At 57.9% G+C, this 15257-nt stretch carries 16 protein-coding genes and 2 pseudogenes; 8 read left to right on the top strand and 10 right to left on the bottom strand.

Translation table 11 applies throughout. The annotated features are described in order from the left end of the window. Positions 1-8: 8 nt before the first annotated feature. The 5 genes and pseudogenes from GGD66_RS16610 to GGD66_RS42225 form a co-directional block, all read left to right on the top strand. Complete coding sequence (locus GGD66_RS16610) at positions 9-1784, top strand: ABC transporter permease subunit (protein ID WP_312014143.1); 1776 nt, start codon at positions 9-11, stop codon at positions 1782-1784. A 4-nt stretch (positions 1785-1788) separates the two neighbouring features. Beyond that, a complete protein-coding gene (locus GGD66_RS16605) occupies positions 1789-3054 on the top strand; it encodes an FAD-binding oxidoreductase (RefSeq protein WP_183237435.1) in 1266 nt (421 codons plus the stop codon). A 46-nt stretch (positions 3055-3100) separates the two neighbouring features. Continuing rightward, a complete protein-coding gene (locus tag GGD66_RS16600) occupies positions 3101-4078 on the top strand; it encodes an aminotransferase class IV (RefSeq protein ID WP_183237436.1) in 978 nt (325 codons plus the stop codon). A 108-nt stretch (positions 4079-4186) separates the two neighbouring features. After that, positions 4187-4726, top strand: coding sequence for an inositol monophosphatase family protein (locus GGD66_RS16595; protein ID WP_312014142.1), 540 nt, complete (start codon positions 4187-4189; stop codon positions 4724-4726). Between the two features lie 101 nt (positions 4727-4827). After that, positions 4828-4953, top strand: a pseudogene (locus GGD66_RS42225) (hypothetical protein); the annotation flags it as partial. Positions 4954-5101: 148 nt separating this feature from the next. Here GGD66_RS42225 and GGD66_RS16585 read toward each other — a convergent pair. The 6 genes from GGD66_RS16585 to GGD66_RS16565 form a co-directional block, all read right to left on the bottom strand. Further along, positions 5102-5308 (bottom strand): hypothetical protein, encoded by a 207-nt coding sequence (locus GGD66_RS16585; protein ID WP_183237437.1) that lies wholly within the window; start codon positions 5306-5308, stop codon positions 5102-5104. Positions 5309-5328: 20 nt separating this feature from the next. Continuing rightward, positions 5329-5583, bottom strand: a complete 255-nt coding sequence (locus GGD66_RS16580) for a PilZ domain-containing protein (RefSeq protein ID WP_409333954.1) — start codon at positions 5581-5583, stop codon at positions 5329-5331. Between the two features lie 22 nt (positions 5584-5605). Next, the gene (locus GGD66_RS16575; protein ID WP_183237439.1) at positions 5606-5980 is read right to left on the bottom strand and encodes a hypothetical protein; all 375 of its coding nucleotides are present in this window, start codon (positions 5978-5980) and stop codon (positions 5606-5608) included. 366 nt (positions 5981-6346) lie between these two features. Continuing rightward, positions 6347-6550, bottom strand: a complete 204-nt coding sequence (locus tag GGD66_RS41505; RefSeq protein WP_312014147.1) for a hypothetical protein — start codon at positions 6548-6550, stop codon at positions 6347-6349. 660 nt (positions 6551-7210) lie between these two features. After that, complete coding sequence (locus GGD66_RS16570; protein ID WP_183258385.1) at positions 7211-8020, bottom strand: hypothetical protein; 810 nt, start codon at positions 8018-8020, stop codon at positions 7211-7213. A gap of 181 nt (positions 8021-8201) precedes the next feature. Next, a complete protein-coding gene (locus tag GGD66_RS16565; protein WP_183237441.1) occupies positions 8202-8927 on the bottom strand; it encodes a Crp/Fnr family transcriptional regulator in 726 nt (241 codons plus the stop codon). A 335-nt stretch (positions 8928-9262) separates the two neighbouring features. On the opposite strand from GGD66_RS16565, the gene GGD66_RS16560 reads away from it, so the two are divergent. Then, a complete protein-coding gene (locus GGD66_RS16560) occupies positions 9263-9913 on the top strand; it encodes a uridine kinase (protein ID WP_183234893.1) in 651 nt (216 codons plus the stop codon). A gap of 621 nt (positions 9914-10534) precedes the next feature. On the opposite strand, the gene GGD66_RS16555 is transcribed toward GGD66_RS16560, so the two are convergent. The 4 genes from GGD66_RS16555 to GGD66_RS16540 form a co-directional block, all read right to left on the bottom strand. Continuing rightward, on the bottom strand, positions 10535-10765 hold the full coding sequence (locus GGD66_RS16555; RefSeq protein ID WP_183234892.1) for a DUF6894 family protein: 231 nt from the start codon (positions 10763-10765) through the stop codon (positions 10535-10537). 731 nt (positions 10766-11496) lie between these two features. Next, positions 11497-11667 (bottom strand): Lar family restriction alleviation protein, encoded by a 171-nt coding sequence (locus GGD66_RS42430; protein ID WP_157644390.1) that lies wholly within the window; start codon positions 11665-11667, stop codon positions 11497-11499. Positions 11668-11735: 68 nt separating this feature from the next. Further along, complete coding sequence (locus tag GGD66_RS16545) at positions 11736-11942, bottom strand: hypothetical protein (protein WP_183234890.1); 207 nt, start codon at positions 11940-11942, stop codon at positions 11736-11738. Positions 11943-12239: 297 nt separating this feature from the next. Next, positions 12240-13412, bottom strand: a complete 1173-nt coding sequence (locus GGD66_RS16540) for a tyrosine-type recombinase/integrase (protein ID WP_312014141.1) — start codon at positions 13410-13412, stop codon at positions 12240-12242. A 635-nt stretch (positions 13413-14047) separates the two neighbouring features. Between GGD66_RS16540 and GGD66_RS16530 the strand changes: the two genes are divergently transcribed. Together GGD66_RS16530 and GGD66_RS42425 are read left to right on the top strand one after the other, a co-directional pair. Then, positions 14048-14932, top strand: a complete 885-nt coding sequence (locus GGD66_RS16530; RefSeq protein WP_183233463.1) for an AraC family transcriptional regulator — start codon at positions 14048-14050, stop codon at positions 14930-14932. Between the two features lie 199 nt (positions 14933-15131). After that, a pseudogene (locus tag GGD66_RS42425) lies at positions 15132-15257 on the top strand (ABC transporter substrate-binding protein); the annotation flags it as partial.

The raw sequence follows: 15257 nt of genomic DNA, 5'->3' as shown, positions 1-15257 counted from the left end.
GGAAGCCTGTGACCATTCTATCCGAAACAACCCCATCGGAGCCCCTTACAATTTCGCCGCGTCGCGAGAACGCCGGCGGTTGGGTGCTTCTGATCCCAATTGCGGTTCTGCTGGGCGGTTTCTTCCTTTATCCGGTCGTCAGGCTCCTGGGACTCAGCCTGTTTGATGGTTCAGGCCACTTCACTCTCCTCCAGTACAGCCGCCTGTTCGGAAGCCCGGTGTACGTGTCCGTCCTCTGGACGACGCTGCAGATCGCGTTCTGGACGACCGTCGTCTCGCTGATTGCGGGTTATCCAGTCGCCTACGCGATCGCGCGAGCGGACGGGCAAGGTCGCGCGCGTCTGATGCTTTGGGTCCTGCTGCCGTTTTGGACCAGCTTCCTCGTTCGCACATTCGCATGGATTGTACTGCTGGGGCGAACCGGCGTGGTCAACGATACGCTCCTGAGGCTCGGACTGACGCAAGCGCCGTTGGACCTGATCTACAATATGGCGAGCGTGCTGGTCGGCATGGTTCACGCCTTGATGCCACTTGCGATCCTGACGCTCGTCCCGGTGATGGAGAAGATCAACCGCGACCTCGAGCGAGCGGCCTCGATCATGGGAGCGCGCGGAGGAGCGACGTTCTGGCGGATCTACTTTCCGCTGTCCTTCCCAGGTGTCGCCGCGGCGGGACTGCTCGTCTTTATCTCGGCCCTCGGCTTCTTCATCACGCCTGCCCTGCTCGGGTCGCCAAAGCAGACGATGATCGGGCAACTCATCATCCAGCAAATCCAGGAAATGATGAATTGGCCTTTTGCTGGCGCCATCTCGGCACTGCTAATCATCGCCACCCTGATAATCTTCTTGCTGTATGACCGCCTACTCGGCATGTCGACGCTGGCGGGCGAATCGAATGACAGCTCCCGCTCCTCGACCGGCTCGAGCAAGATCAGCAAGGTCTGCCTCGGGCTGGCTGGGCGTTGCTCAGACGGTATGGCCTCATGGCTCGGCGCGCTCGGCATTAAGGGCGGACCAGCCACACTGGGGCAGGGAACGCGAGTTCTTGTTCTGCTGTTTCTTTCAGTACCCGCACTCTTTCTGATACCGGTGTCATTCTCAAAGGGGGCTTTCATCGAATGGCCGCCGGCATTGTTCTCGCTCCAATGGTACGCCGGCATCGCCGAGTCTTCGCAATGGCTGCAGGCGGCAACGCGGTCCATTTTGGTCGCGGGACTGTCTGCATTGCTGGCGCTCCTGATCGGGACACCTGCGGCGTTCGCGCTCAATCGCTTCAATCTGCCGGGCAAGTCAGCTGTGCTCGCGATGATTTTGGCGCCGTTGATTGTGCCCCGTATCGTCACCGCGGTCGGGCTCTTCTATCTCTTCGCACAGCTGGGTCTCATCGGAAGTACCTTCGGCTTGATCCTTGGGCACGCGGTCCTCTCGGTCCCCTATGTGACGATCACCGTGATGGCCGTGCTCCGGCATCATGACTGGCGCCTCGAGCAAGCTGCGTCGACGATGGGAGCTCGGCGGGTCGCCACGCTTCGCCGCGTCACGCTTCCTCTCATCCGGAATGGGCTGGTCGCAGCTTATCTCTTTGCATTCGTCACCTCCTTCGACGAATTGACGGTGGCTCTCTTCGTCACCGGCGGTCTGTTCGGAACGCTTCCAAAGCAAATGTGGGACGACGCCCTTCTGAAGGTGAGTCCCACGCTCGCTGCCGTTTCGGTCGTTCTTCTAGTCCTGATCACGGCATTCGTCATGATAGCCGAGCGCCTCTCGCGCGCCCGCAGCGCTTAGAGCAATGTCTGTGCAAGAAAGTCGACATGCGGAACGAACGGTTTTCGTCATTGGAGCTGGAGCAGTCGGGTTAAGTGCTGCCATTCAGCTCAGGCGACGTGGATTGGCCGTCACCGTAGTTGAGGAGGGGCAGCCCGCGGCCGGCGCATCTTACGGGAATTCCGGCATGCTTGTGGCCGACACCGCAATGCCGACATCTCAGCCCGGGATGATCTGGAAGGTGCCTGGGTGGCTCGCCGATCCTCTGGGGCCGTTGACGGTGAAGGCACGCTACTTCCCAAGGGCTCTGCCGTGGCTATTGCGCTACCTCCTCTCAGGCACGCGTAGCCACGTATTTCATGCTTCGATGGCTTTGCGCGCGCTTCATCAATCGACTTTTGAGGGTTGGCGGGAAAACGTCGGGGCGAATGCGATGAATCGCCTGACGCGCCGCGATGGCCAAGTCTACCTTTGGGAAGGCCTGACCGAGGCGCCTCCCCGCAGCCTTGAAGATGATGTGCGATCCCATTTGGGAATCGAAGCAGAAACACTGGGAATCGATCAGATCCGGCAATTCTTTCCGGGAATCTCGTCCGATGTGTCGTACGGATTGCTCATCCGGGGCAACGGTCACACGGTGGATCCGGGAGCTCTCATCCGTGCCCTGGCGACCCAATTCCTCGGTGAGGGCGGCGACTTCGTGCAGGAGCGCGTCGTCAAGCTTTGGCGCAACGAGACCGGCCGCTGGGTCATCATGACCAATCTCAACAACTATCAGGCGGATCTGGTCGTGGTGGCGGCCGGCGCCTGGTCCGCGCGATTGCTCGAACCGCTTGGCGTGAGAATTCCATTGGAGAGCGAGCGTGGCTATCATGTTATGCTGCGCAATCCCTCGGTCCGCCTCGGGATGCCGATCCTCAACAAGACCAGCTATTTCGGCGTCAGCTCGATGTCGGAAGGTCTGCGCGTATCAGGAACAGTCGAGATCGGAGGATTGGACGCGCCGCCATCGTTGCCGCGGGCGGAAAATCTCATCAAGCTTGCCACGCGCCTGTTTCCGCAGCTGACGTATGACGAGACAGCCTATTGGATGGGGCACCGTCCCTCAACGCCGGACGGTCTTCCGGTGATCGGCCCGATCACCGGTCAGCAGGGACTGCACGTTTGCTTCGGGCACGGACATTCGGGTTTGACCGGTGCGCCCATGAGCGGGCGACTGCTTGCGCAGCTCATGACAGGCGAAAAGCCCGCGATCGATCCGACGCCATATGCGCCGGCACGCTTTGCCTGATCGAAGAAGTTCGCAGCGATGGAATTCAAACCGAGGGAGACAGTGAATGGCCACCGAAGAAGCGAATCAGAGAACGCTGGTTTGGCCGCAGCTTCCGCATTCCAACCGCCGGCCGATCGATAGCCGCTTTGAAAAGGGAGCGGCTTATGTTGCCGGCGAGTTCTGCCCGATCGAGGAAGCAACGTTGCCGCTGCTCGACTGGGGCTTTCTGCGATCGGATGCTTGCCAGGAGACCATCTCGACGTGGAACGGCCAGTTCTTCCGGCTGCAGGATCATCTCGATCGTTTTGAGCGCTCTCTGAAGCGACTGCGAATGGAATCGCCGGAGACGATCGGACGCATCCGTGAAATCGCCCACAGGCTCGTAGCCATTTGTGGCTATTCGGATGCCTACGTTCAGATTATCATGACGCGCGGGCGGCCGCCGATAGGTAGCCGCGATATCAGGCTGTGCAAGAACCGCTTTCAGGCCTTCTGCATACCGTACATGTGGCTTGCGAAGCCCGAAGTGCAGCAGAAGGGTCTTTCACTGTTCATCAGCAGACGTGTGCGTGTTCCCTCCGTCTCAGTCGATCCATTCATCAAGCACTACCACTGGCTCGACTTCGAGATGAGCTTGTTCGACGGGTTTGATGCCGGAGCTGACACTGTCGTTCTGGTCGATCTGAACGGTAAGATCACGGAGGGCCCGGGGTTCAATTTATTCGCCGATATCGATGGCCGGCTCGTGACGCCATCGACCGGCGTGCTGGATGGCATGACTCGTCGGACCACGTTGGAGTTGTGCGAGGAGATGGGAATCGCTGCCGCCGCTGGTTCGATCTCCGAGACGCAGCTCCTGCAATCAAATGAAATCTTCCTCACCAGCACCGCTGGTGGGATTATCCCGATCACGTCCATCGGCGAACGGACTGTTGGAGATGGTCGACCCGGTCCGAAGACGGTTCAGCTCCACAGGGCCTACTGGTCGAGGCGGGCTGCCGGTTGGCTCGGCGAACCGGTGAGATACGACATTGCGCCGTAACTGATCCGGTCAGGTTGCCACTCCGGCGTTCTGCTGCATTTCAGCGAAAGAAGTCATCGCGACGTTCGGGTGGCCCGGGCGCACTAATGCACGATATGGAGAGATCCTGTGCCGCAATTGCCGAGTGCCGATTTCCTTCACCATCTGGCAGACGTCGCCGATCGCGAAACCCTGCCACGCTTTCGAACCGAACTCGCTATCGATACAAAGTTCAAGGAGGGTTACACGTTCGACCCGGTGACAGAGGCTGATCGGCAAGCTGAAATTGCCGTTCGAGCCGCAACTGGCGCAAAATATCCGGATCACGCCATTTTAGGTGAAGAAACCGGTCTAATCGGGACGGGTCCTTTCCGCTGGGTGTTGGATCCGGTAGATGGGACGCGTCCCTTCATTTGTGGCCTTCCTGTTTGGGGCACGCTGATTGGCCTGACCGTCAACGGGCGGGCCGAGCTAGGGCTGATGAGCCAGCCCTTCACGGGCGAGCGTTTCTGGGCCGACACTGATGGGGCGTGGTACGAACGTCACGGCAGGCGGCAGCGACTGTTCACGCGCGATGTCGGCACGTTGTCGAACGCCATCCTGCATACGACGTCGCCCGAGCACTATCACGGGGATCTAAAGTCAGGATTTGATCGCTTAGCGGCTTGACGATCCGCTTAATTTCAATCGCACCGCGACCGTCATTCCGGGGTCTTCATCCCGCGTCTAGCGAATGCCGATGTGCTGGTCATCACCGCGGCCGATGCCAGCCATCCATCGCGCTGCCGTTCGTTATCCGGACTGCCGTCGTCGAGGGCGTTGCGACGGCAACGGAGGTCTCGACTATCGGCATCCTGTACTCGACCTGCGCGGGTCTTCTCATTTACCGGCAGTTCGTGGTTGCGAACGTTGCGAAAATATTGGCCGGGATTGAGGCGTCCTCCCGGCCAAACCGCCGCGCGCGTCTATTAGAACATTCCGATCGAGGCGAAAAGCGCAACCTCGATTAGGACAGTGAGGCTCATGATAGGTCGATAAAGATCGTCACTTCGAGAGAGCAGATATGTAGCTTCGGTCTAAGACGGTCGGTCTGACCGCGCCGTCGAACAGCACCGTAACGCCGGGGGTGCGAATACTTATTTCGACAATGGTGCCGGTCTTGTGGGCCAAGCTTGGGAACTGAACGATCCCCAGGTCGCTCATCTTGAAACGACTGCCGACAACAAGCCTGTTATCCTGCTCAGCGGTCATTTGGTAAATCCCAACCCGTCTCATTGTGAGCCGACAAGACGTTTCTGTGGGCTTGCCTTGGCCTTTGTCTTTGCTGTGACGAATTGAATTCCGACGTGAGACCCGTCCACCCAAATCAGCTCGCAGCGCCGAAATGCCAGTCCAGTGGACGACAGAACCAAGAAGAATTCCTGTGCCTTCAGGGGGTCCGTTGACCCCTCGACCTCAAGCTTGGCACCGCTTGCAGAGGCGTCGATGAGAATGCAGCTTCTTCGCCACGTGCCATCAACACGCATGATGCTCACGATGTGCTTGTGTTCAAATCGAACGCGGTGCGCCTTTCGATTGTTCTCTGTCATCTGCAATCCACGATTTTAAATCAGTTGGTTCAAATAAACAGGTTGCCTCTCTGCGCGTCTCTGCAATCAGCAGATCGATCCGCGCCGACTGAGCCAGTAAAGTCGTTCTGGTTGTCTCATTCAGTCGGGTCTGTCCGACGATCAACTGGATGCAGCCATTCGCGAGTTCAAGAATGAAGATGGCCTGACGAGCGTCATCTAATGTCTGAATTTCGAAAGCTTGAACCTGCGCCAACCAAGCGACGACGTTCCTCAAAACATCGGGCAGTCCATAGCACGAGGGGCTTGTTGCAGTTTTCTTGTATGGCCGTCGAAATTCCAGCACTGACGACATCTGTCGCAAATCTCTCTGTAATGCGGTTCGGCGCTGTCGTGCCGAAAGAACCAAAAAAGCGATGATGAAAAAAGCGAGTACAACGGGACACTCGGGCAAGCATTGCCATTGCAAAGATGGCAGCGCCGACCGGGCTGTAAACTGTCCGTGTACAGAATTTAAGTTAAAGCAGTTGAAAAAGAGTTAGCAGGTTGCAAGCAACCGGTATTGTAGTACGCAAGTTGCGTCGGGAACGTATCGAAATTCGGCGAACAATGGGTTGCCAAATAATCCAGGCTCGCGGCTCTGCGCGGAAGGCGATGCGGACGGTAGTGGCTGCTGATCTTCTAGGCATTGCAATGGGCTCATCAGCGTCGCCGACGGCGCTCACTTAATCGTGCCCTCCTTCGCGACACGGAAGCTACGAACATAACATCCTTGTCGCTGAACGGCTGACCTAATTTCGTCGCTTACTTTGCGAATTCTTTTCCTGCTCTTACGCCAACTATTTGCTGAGTAAGCGCCGGGTATCGCGGCTCCTGTGCCTAGAACGAGTAAGTCCCGCTTGCCATTGCGATAGACATCAAACACTTTGCGCCCCCGCTGTTCGTATGAAGTAAACATGAAATATGTTTCGGCCGTATCAATGGACGAGTTTAGTATCTGGAATGTCTGTGCGGGTTGTAAATCTGCAACGCCCGAGACTTTTGCTTCGCCGCGCTCCGGTATTGGAACGAACTGATGCAAAGCCCAGACCATCGTCAAACTGAGGCGCGCGCCTTAGCGCAGGGAGTAAGAACCGACCGAACTCCGCCACAACTGAATGAACAAATGCACGCATGCCCCAAGCCACCCGATGCGATCACTGCAACGAAGAGTTCGCGCCCGAAGAGCTGACCGTTCTTGCGCCACCGGCCGGGGACGGCGAGCTGATCTGCGCTCGGTGCATCGAGATCAAGCTGCGTCGAGCTGTCGCGAAGCTGGCGCGCGGTGATAACTCACGCTGGAGACCCGTTGGGGATGAACGCCTTGGCGTTGCTCCCGATGCGCGAGATGCCTTCGCGAAGTGTTCGGCGAGCTGGCCAAGCACGAGGTGATCGGCCCCGGCATCATTGGTAGCGTCGCGCCAAGGTGCAGCGCCAGCACCTCGCGCCACACACCGGGCAAAACACGATACGATGACTGTTACCCTGCTTCAGCTCAGATCGAAAAAACGGCAGCGATGACATCACTCGATGGCCCGCCGAACGTCTACCGCTTATTTGCCGCCCCCCAGCCGAGGCGTTCGCAGTAGAGGATTGCAAGGTCCGCTTGTGAGAGAGTCTTGAGATAATCGATGTCGTCGGCCGTTACCATCCACTCAAGCAACTTCTCGCGAGACGTGGACTTGTAGGTCTCGTAAAAGGACAATGCCAGCTCTAACCAGTTTGTCGCTTGCCTCGGAATCTGTCGCCGCTCTCGAAAGAAAGTGTCGGGATGACGTTTCCACGCAGCCAGTTCTACATCGGTAATTGGCGTGCGCACCATAATGTTCTGGCCCCCATCGAGAGACTGATAGCACCCCATGATAGCCTTCTCGTGCTCCAAAACGATCGCCTCATAGAGCCGAGCCGGGACTTCTTTTCCTCTCGCATCTGGGACTGAATAGACTTCGCCGAAACGCAGCCGTGGCGGCGAATCTTCGGGTGCGAAGGCGAACTCCGGATTTTCGCAATTGAATGTGGAAGGGATTTCGTAATGCTCTTTCATCGAATCAAGAAGAGCGAGCATTTCCTTATGCCTTTCATGGGACTCGAGAACGTCCTTTAAGCGGTTGAAGCCGACGTCAGGTCCAAAGTCTGGAATGCGGCAACCTGCTGCGATCACCTGAGTGTTGCTGCCGATTGCGTCCAGGTTGTTGTGGAACGAGTGGTTAGTCACCAGCACGTATGCACTTGGCTTTTCTCCACCATCCGGAGCCCCCGCCCTTTCCACGCTGCGGATCTGATCAAGGGCTGCTCTGGGCCATCCGACTTGGAATGATGGTTCCGTCACTATATCCGGCACATTGACTTCGATCACTGCGGGCCAGAAGGCGACATTCCTGCCTCGTCAAAGAGGTCAGTGATCAAGTCGGCCTTGCGGCGCGTCGGCCTCTTAGCCTCGTCGCGCGCTTCGGCGGGCAATGCGAGTGAGCTAGAGGTCGCTATGTTTTGTGCGAAGTCGCCACGGCTGGGCCTAATTAGTACCTGCCAGAGACGGATCAAATTCCGCGTTTGCCATCATCGATGTGCAAATAATCTGCATTGAACTCGGCAAGGGCTTCGAGTTCTCCACGATTCAGAAGCATTACCTCGCGCTTTTCCCACTCGATCAAATCACGAGATCGAAGTTCCTGGATCATCCGGTTGACATGCACAACCGATAGGCCGCAGGCGTCCGCCATGTTCTGCTGTGTGAATGGGAACTCGAAACTGTTGTTGCGCATGAGCCCGACGACTTCGAGGCGGGCTGCAAGCTCACAGAGAAGGTGCGCGATCCTCGACAAGGCTGAACGCGCTCCAAGGGCTGCAACCCACTCCCGGAATACAGCGCCATCGGTCAACGTTTCGCGCCAAAAAACATGAGTTAGCGGCGCGGATGATGCCAGTAAGTTTTGCAGATGCGAGTGCGGAATAAACGCCACTGTCGAGGGACCCACGCTGCAAAGATCATGATCCATGCGCGGGAGATGCAGGGTATGCAAATCGGGAATATCGCCTGGAACGTACAATGCGAGAATTTGCGATCGGCTGCCAACAATCTTTTGGCGAAAAACATACCCGTTAACGACCGCGCCACAGTGAGTCGCTGTATCGCCCTCGCGTAATATGTAATCGCCGTCAGCGAACTGCTTCAACTTAACGGGTAGTCTCAACAGTTGGTCGCGCTCCATTGGGGACAGGCCATTAACAGCTTGCAAGCGGCCGATGAGCCTTTCGAGTGACATTTTGTAGCCCCCTGAAGTTCAGGGAATTTTCCTCCATTGAAGCAAAGGTAGCACTAGCGGCCGCGTGAGACCAAGCGCGGCCAAGTTTGTCCCGACCTACGCAATAGAATCAAGGCCTTGGAAGAAATGCAGGCACCTTGGACTAAGTGGCTGCCAACTCCAGAATTTCCGCAACGGTGAAAAGCGCCGTTTCGACGACCGCCGAGGCGCTTCCGGTTTACCTCCGGCATCGGACAGCTCGTGTGAGGCGCCAACGGAAGCGATGGGCCAATTGCGGAAGTGACCAGCTCCATTGTAGGTTTGAGTGCCTTTCGCTCAGCGCATTTTCTATCCAGATGGAAAAGAGAAATAGACTTCTATCCGACTTGGCTGATCGCTTTGTCGTAACCTCGCCAGATCAGACGGCCCGCGTCGCTATTGACGGCATCGACGGGGCAGGAAAGACCACATTCGCTGATGAACTCGGAAGCCTCATTGCGACTAAGGGGCGGCCCGTGATTCGAGCATCGGTAGACGGATTTCATAATCCCAAGGCGGTCAGATATCGGCGGGGACGTCATTCACCGGAAGGCGTTTTCGAGGACTCGTACAATTACTCGGCATTGAAGCAATACCTGATGGACCCGTTAAGTCCCGGCGGTTCTCGCAGGTATCGCCGAGCAATCTTCGATCATGTGACCGATGACATTGTACCTGCCAATGATCTGGAGGCACCGCCGTCTTCCATTTTGCTGATAGATGGCATGTTTCTGCATCGACCCGAATTGCTCACGTGCTGGGACGCTTCAATCTTCCTCCGAACAGACTTTACTGTATCCGTTGCGCGGTGCGCTTCGCGCGATGGTTTGTCGCCCGACCCTGCGGCTCCATCGAACCGACGGTACGTTGAGGGACAGCGGCTCTATCTTCGAAGCTGCCAGCCCGAAGCGAAGGCCACGATTGTAATCGATTACAACGATCTTGCGACCCCCTCGATTGTGACGTGAACAGTTCGAGCGACAAGGTCGGCTGTGGGTCAGAAGCTGCCATCACGCAACATGCCGAGATTGGTCAGCTACTCGTCAATCTGTATGAGGATTCACCGCCAGGTCCATGAATGAGCATGGCAACATCTGGCAAAATTGCCGCAGTGCCCTTCGATTGTCCGGATTGCGCGTGGCTCATCGAGGCGACGCAAATTGTTGCAGCGAAGGCAAGAACGATCCGGTTCAAAGTGCTGCTCCAAATAAGTTCGTTTCGTGTGAGTGCCCGGCAACAGTCATCGGCTTCGCACGGCACCCGGTCAATCCTAGATCTGCTTAAGCACGACTAGGTTGTAAAACGAGCTTCGGCAACCGTTAGCGCGCAGAATGATCAATTTTCAATGAAGCCGCTGCGACTTCCGCTATGGGCACAAGCGGTCCTCAACGGCCATCACCGTGAAGGTCCGCTCGGGGCCGGCAACTGACATTGGAAGTAAAGAGGCCGCCCACTGAGGCGACCTCAATGCATCAGCACAGACAGGAAGTAGCCCGCGACGATTGCGAGCCAGACGAGCGATAGGCGGTAGTACAGCGTGTCCCGTTGCGGTTGTTCTGGCCCGGAGAACACGGTCCCCATAGGCGGCCTTACTTCGGCTTCTCGGCGTGGATGTGGAGAACGTAGAGGGTGTTCTGGAACTCGTCCACGACCTCCATCCGCCATCCACGATCTGGCGTTAGCTTCCCATCGAGGCTTTGGAGTATCTGCCCAGCCGTCACCGTGGCTTCACGCCAAGCGGCGTGTTTGTCGGGCAGTTCCTCGCCTTCGAGGTCGGGTTCATGACGTTCGTGGGTCACATGGAAGAAGTAGCGCGGCATACGCCAGTAATGCTGACTAGCCGGCTCGCGTTCCGAAACAGGCCACTGCGGAATTCAGTCAGAGCTCTCTCGCACCAGGCGAGCGACCCTACGGGGGCCGTCCCAAAGCTCTACAACAGGGTGTGCCTCTAGATATTTCTCGGCTCGGTCTTGCGCGTCTTTGTCTGTCGGGCAATCGATCTCGTAAAGTGCACGAGCAACACCGGATAGATCTACCGAGTACGCAACATAACGCATTTGCAGTCCCCAGCTGAGGAAAGCTGCAAACTAGATTCGTTCGCGGGCCTATAGTTCCTACACAAAAAATACGGCCCCAGCCGTCTGGCGGCGACTGGGGCCGTTGGACTTACTCCGGCCCGTACGGGGGCATGGAGCCGGAGCACAGCACCAAGCCTGTCCGGTGCCACTCGTTCCTAAAAAGCCAGCCCGCCAACTGAGGCGCGCCTAATTCATCTTGCGACGGAGTTTCCTGAGGATCTCGCGCAGATCCGCGGGGTACTCCTCGATGATCCGCTGCGCATCCTCAAGACGTGTTGGCTTGGGCGGGGGCTCCTTGCTTGGACCTGGGTCATCGGTCTGGGGCACAGCTCAAGGGCGGGCCGGAACCAGCCGGGACCATTGAGATAAATCAAACTAGCCACTGAGATTTTCAATCTAGGCCAACGCCACGCTCCAAGCCTGGTCGTTCGGCCACTGATTGAGAGCTAGATAGCCGGAGGGTTGGCTTCGCCTTAGGGGCTGATGCGTTTGTTCCAGCGCTCGGCCGCCTGCCTAACGGTCGGCGCATTGGGCCCGAAAGCTGAACATTCCTTACATACTACGAATTTTGGGTCGATGTCGCCGTTGATCCAAACCTCCGAACCGCCGCAGAAAGGACAGGGCCGCAGCGATTGTACAGACATAGGGAATCCGCGCAGCGGATCGATAGCTGCGCTCTCGCTAGGCTTCGTAGGCATCTTAACGCGAGCGTTTAGGACGGTAGTTCTGGGCCGATGTCGACGACCTCGATGAAATGATGACCGACGTCGCGATTGAAGCCGATGAAGTCCCACTTCGCACCGTCGCCTTGGCAAGTAGCGCCGGTGAAGCGTGCCGGCTGCCACTCGAGAGTTTTCGTGCTTGAGCGCACAAGGACCCAATAGAAGCGACCTGGAATCAACTGTGTGACGTCAATCATGGAATCATTTGCAGACCCTCGCTCACGCCGCCGCGCAAAGCTCGGTCGAGCGCAGAGATCAGAGTCGTTCCTGCGGACACCTGTCTTGTCTCGGAAGGGGATCGTCCCAGCCATTGCTGTCTGATCATCATGGGCTTCGCATGCCGCTCCAAGGTCGCCAATAAGCCGGCCCTGCCGTCCGTTGCGGGTCTCTCTTAATCAGCGCGTCCCAGGTTCGAGCCCTGGTGCGCCCACCATATAAATCAAACACTCAGCGCTGATCGCGATACAGTAAGTGGCTTCATTTTACAGGCCATTTTACAGTTTTGTTCGCGCTTCGAGCTTCAGCACCGCAGCTTCGGCAAGCTGAATATCTCGGCCAAGATAATGTGCATCGAGAATGGCCTCGACGTCCTTTAGCGAGTGACCAGTCACGGCCGCGATCTGCGGCACGCTCGCGCCGGCAATGGCCAACCGAACCACGGCAGTGCCTCTCAGGTCGTGAAACGTGAGGCCGCTGATGCCAGCTCGTTCGCATGCCTTTGCCCAGGACGTCCGAAAGCCGTCTGACGTCCAGGGCCGCCCGAGCGTGTTCGTCAGGATGAGCGGCCCTCGGCGCTCGGTGGTGTCGAGTAGAGCTCGCAGAGGGCCTCCGGCGGGCATTGCGACACGCCGGCCGCCTTTCGACTGCCGAAGGCGAATGTAAGGGCTTGCGTAGGCTGACCACGGCAGCCGTAGCAGGTCTCCCTGCCGCTGCCCGCTCCACAAAGCCAAGATGAGGGCGAGCTGGATCTCGCTGGATGCGACTGCAAGGACGGCGGCAATGTCTTGTTCGGTCCAGATCTTATCCTTGCGGTCGGCCACATAGAGCCGGCCACCCCGCTCGCATGGATTGGTGGTGATGATGCCGCGGTCCTTCGCGAATGACAGGATGCGCGCCAACACCGTCCAGGCCAGATCAGCCTTTCGTGGCGTGTTTGCGTATTTGTCGCGCCAGCTTTTGAAGTCGCCGCGAATCCGACGGTCGGCGAGGGCAGCAATCGGTAAATCGCCGAATTCGTCTTCAATCAGTTTTATGTATCTCAGGTAATCGCGGCGTGTAAAAGACAAATCGATTGCCAAAGTCGCGGGACCAGCGCCTTGCTTGGCTCGCTTTCTCCCAAACTCGATCAGCCGCTCTCGATTAAGCGCGAGCAGCTTCACACTGCCGAGCTCAGCCTTGAGCGACGCCATCACAGCAGCCTTTGACCGGCGAGGGGGTTTTCCAACCTCGCGCATGTCTTCGTCGTGCAGATCAATCAGATCGCCAAATGTGCGAACGTTGCGCACCGCGCGTGGTTTAAACGATCCATTGCGGTCAATGTTGCGCTCCATCTCGAGCGCCCATTCTTCGCCGTCCTTGCGCCGCCGGAAAGTCTCGGCCACATAGCGGTTCTTGCGGCGGACTTGAACGCGCCAGTTTCCCGATCCCAATTGAGTGAAGGTCGCCACGCGTGTGCACTCCGGCTTTCGTGTGCACTATGTGTGCACCGAGAGGTCAAAACGGGTACAAACGTGTGCAATCTCGGCTAGTTTGGAGTGCACACGTTCGTGCTTCATCCCATTGAGAGGATAGGATAAACGATTGAGTGGCGCCCATGATGGATTGGAGCGAGAGTTCAAATTTTCCAATTGGTTAGATGCTTGCGTGTGCGCGGCGTGTTCACCGAGAGATTCCATAAAAATCCAGTCATGATCATTGTGAGCGTGGGTTTTGAAGAGCAGCGCCCCGGTTGTCGCAGCTCATTCCGTGGGTTGAATGCGAGTGGCAACAGACAGCCCCAATCACCGGAAGCCTTCCGCGCAATCGTGACCTGCTGTGCGCAACCGCCGTGCCTGTGCGAGACCGCACTTTCGGTAGAGCCGCTGTAGTGAGATGCCCGTTTCGCGGAGAGTGCGGACCCGGTTGCGGGGCTCGGGACTGTCTGCGGCACATCAAAAAAGTATCAGTTGCACATTGAAATGGTGGTGGCGGGCCCGGGTACCGGTCGCTACGATCCCTAACGAGAGGAAGCGCTGAGCAAATTCAGCCGATAAGGGAACAGGGGCGGATCATCAAAAACCGCACCGGCCCGAAGGGAGCGGATATGGAACCGGACCTGGAAGTTGTCCAGATACGGCGCGGCGAATCGTTCAAGGCGTGGTCGCACGGCTACCCATTCCACACGGTCCGCTGGCATTTCCATCCCGAATACGAGCTCCACCAGGTCGTGGCGACCAGCGGTCGCTATTTCGTCGGCGACTTCATCGGCGAGTTCGAGCCGGGCAATCTCGTGCTCACCGGCCCCAATCTGCCGCACAATTGGGTGAGCGATCTGCCGGCCGGCAGCACCATCCCACTGCGCGGACGCGTCCTCCAGTTCAGCGAGGAATTCATCGGGGACCTGATGAAGGTCATGCCGGAACTGTCGGGCCTTGCCGCGCTGCTGGATTTCTCGCGGCGCGGCGCGCTTTTCACGTGCAGCACCAGCGACAGGGTCGCTCCACTGATGGAGGAGATCGTGACCGCGAACGGTGTGCGCCGGATCGAGTTGTTCCTGATGATCCTGGGAACACTTGGCCGCGCCCGCAATGCGCGTCCGCTTTCCAGTCCGAATTATCTGCCCGACCCGTCCGGATATATGTCGGCGGGCATGAACAAGGCGCTCGCCTTCATCCGGCAGAACCTGACGCAGCCTTTCGGTGAAGCCGAGCTAGCGGCGATCGCAGGCCAGTCGCAAAGCGCGTTTTCGCGTTCCTTCCGCCGGCACACCGGCATGTCGCTGGTGCAATACGTCAAGCGGCTGCGCATCAATCTCGCCTGCCAGATCTTGATGAGCGACGAGCAGGCGTCCATCACCGACATCTGCTTCGAGGTCGGCTTCAACAATCTCTCTAATTTCAACCGGCAGTTTTTGGCCGAGAAAGGCATGCCGCCTTCGCGCTTCAGGCGATTGCTCGCGCAGAACATCAATACGGCACGCGCGGCCTAGCCGGCGAAAAGCAAAGGAGGAGACCACCACGGGAAGAATGACGCGGGCATGCCGATGGCAGCCCGCGACAGGAATCGCTTGTCCAGGAATTCCGCGCGGCTTCGGAGCACCGGCACTCATCGCCGCCGGGGACGGGAGCCGCGAGGGCCCATCTTCAAGGATCAACCACAGCACTCTAGTTCTGGAAAGGAAAGTCCGAATGAAAAGGTTCTCCCCGAAACATACGGGCGCACTGGCCCTGGCCCTGTCGCTGCTCGGTACAACGGCCATGTTCTCGCAGGCCGCAGAGGTGAAGGACGCGACCGTTGCCTTCCTGATGCCGGAT

The sequence above is a fragment of the Bradyrhizobium sp. CIR48 genome, assembly GCF_014198315.1.
Lineage (GTDB): Bacteria > Pseudomonadota > Alphaproteobacteria > Rhizobiales > Xanthobacteraceae > Bradyrhizobium.
This window is presented reverse-complemented; position numbering and strand designations above follow the sequence as displayed.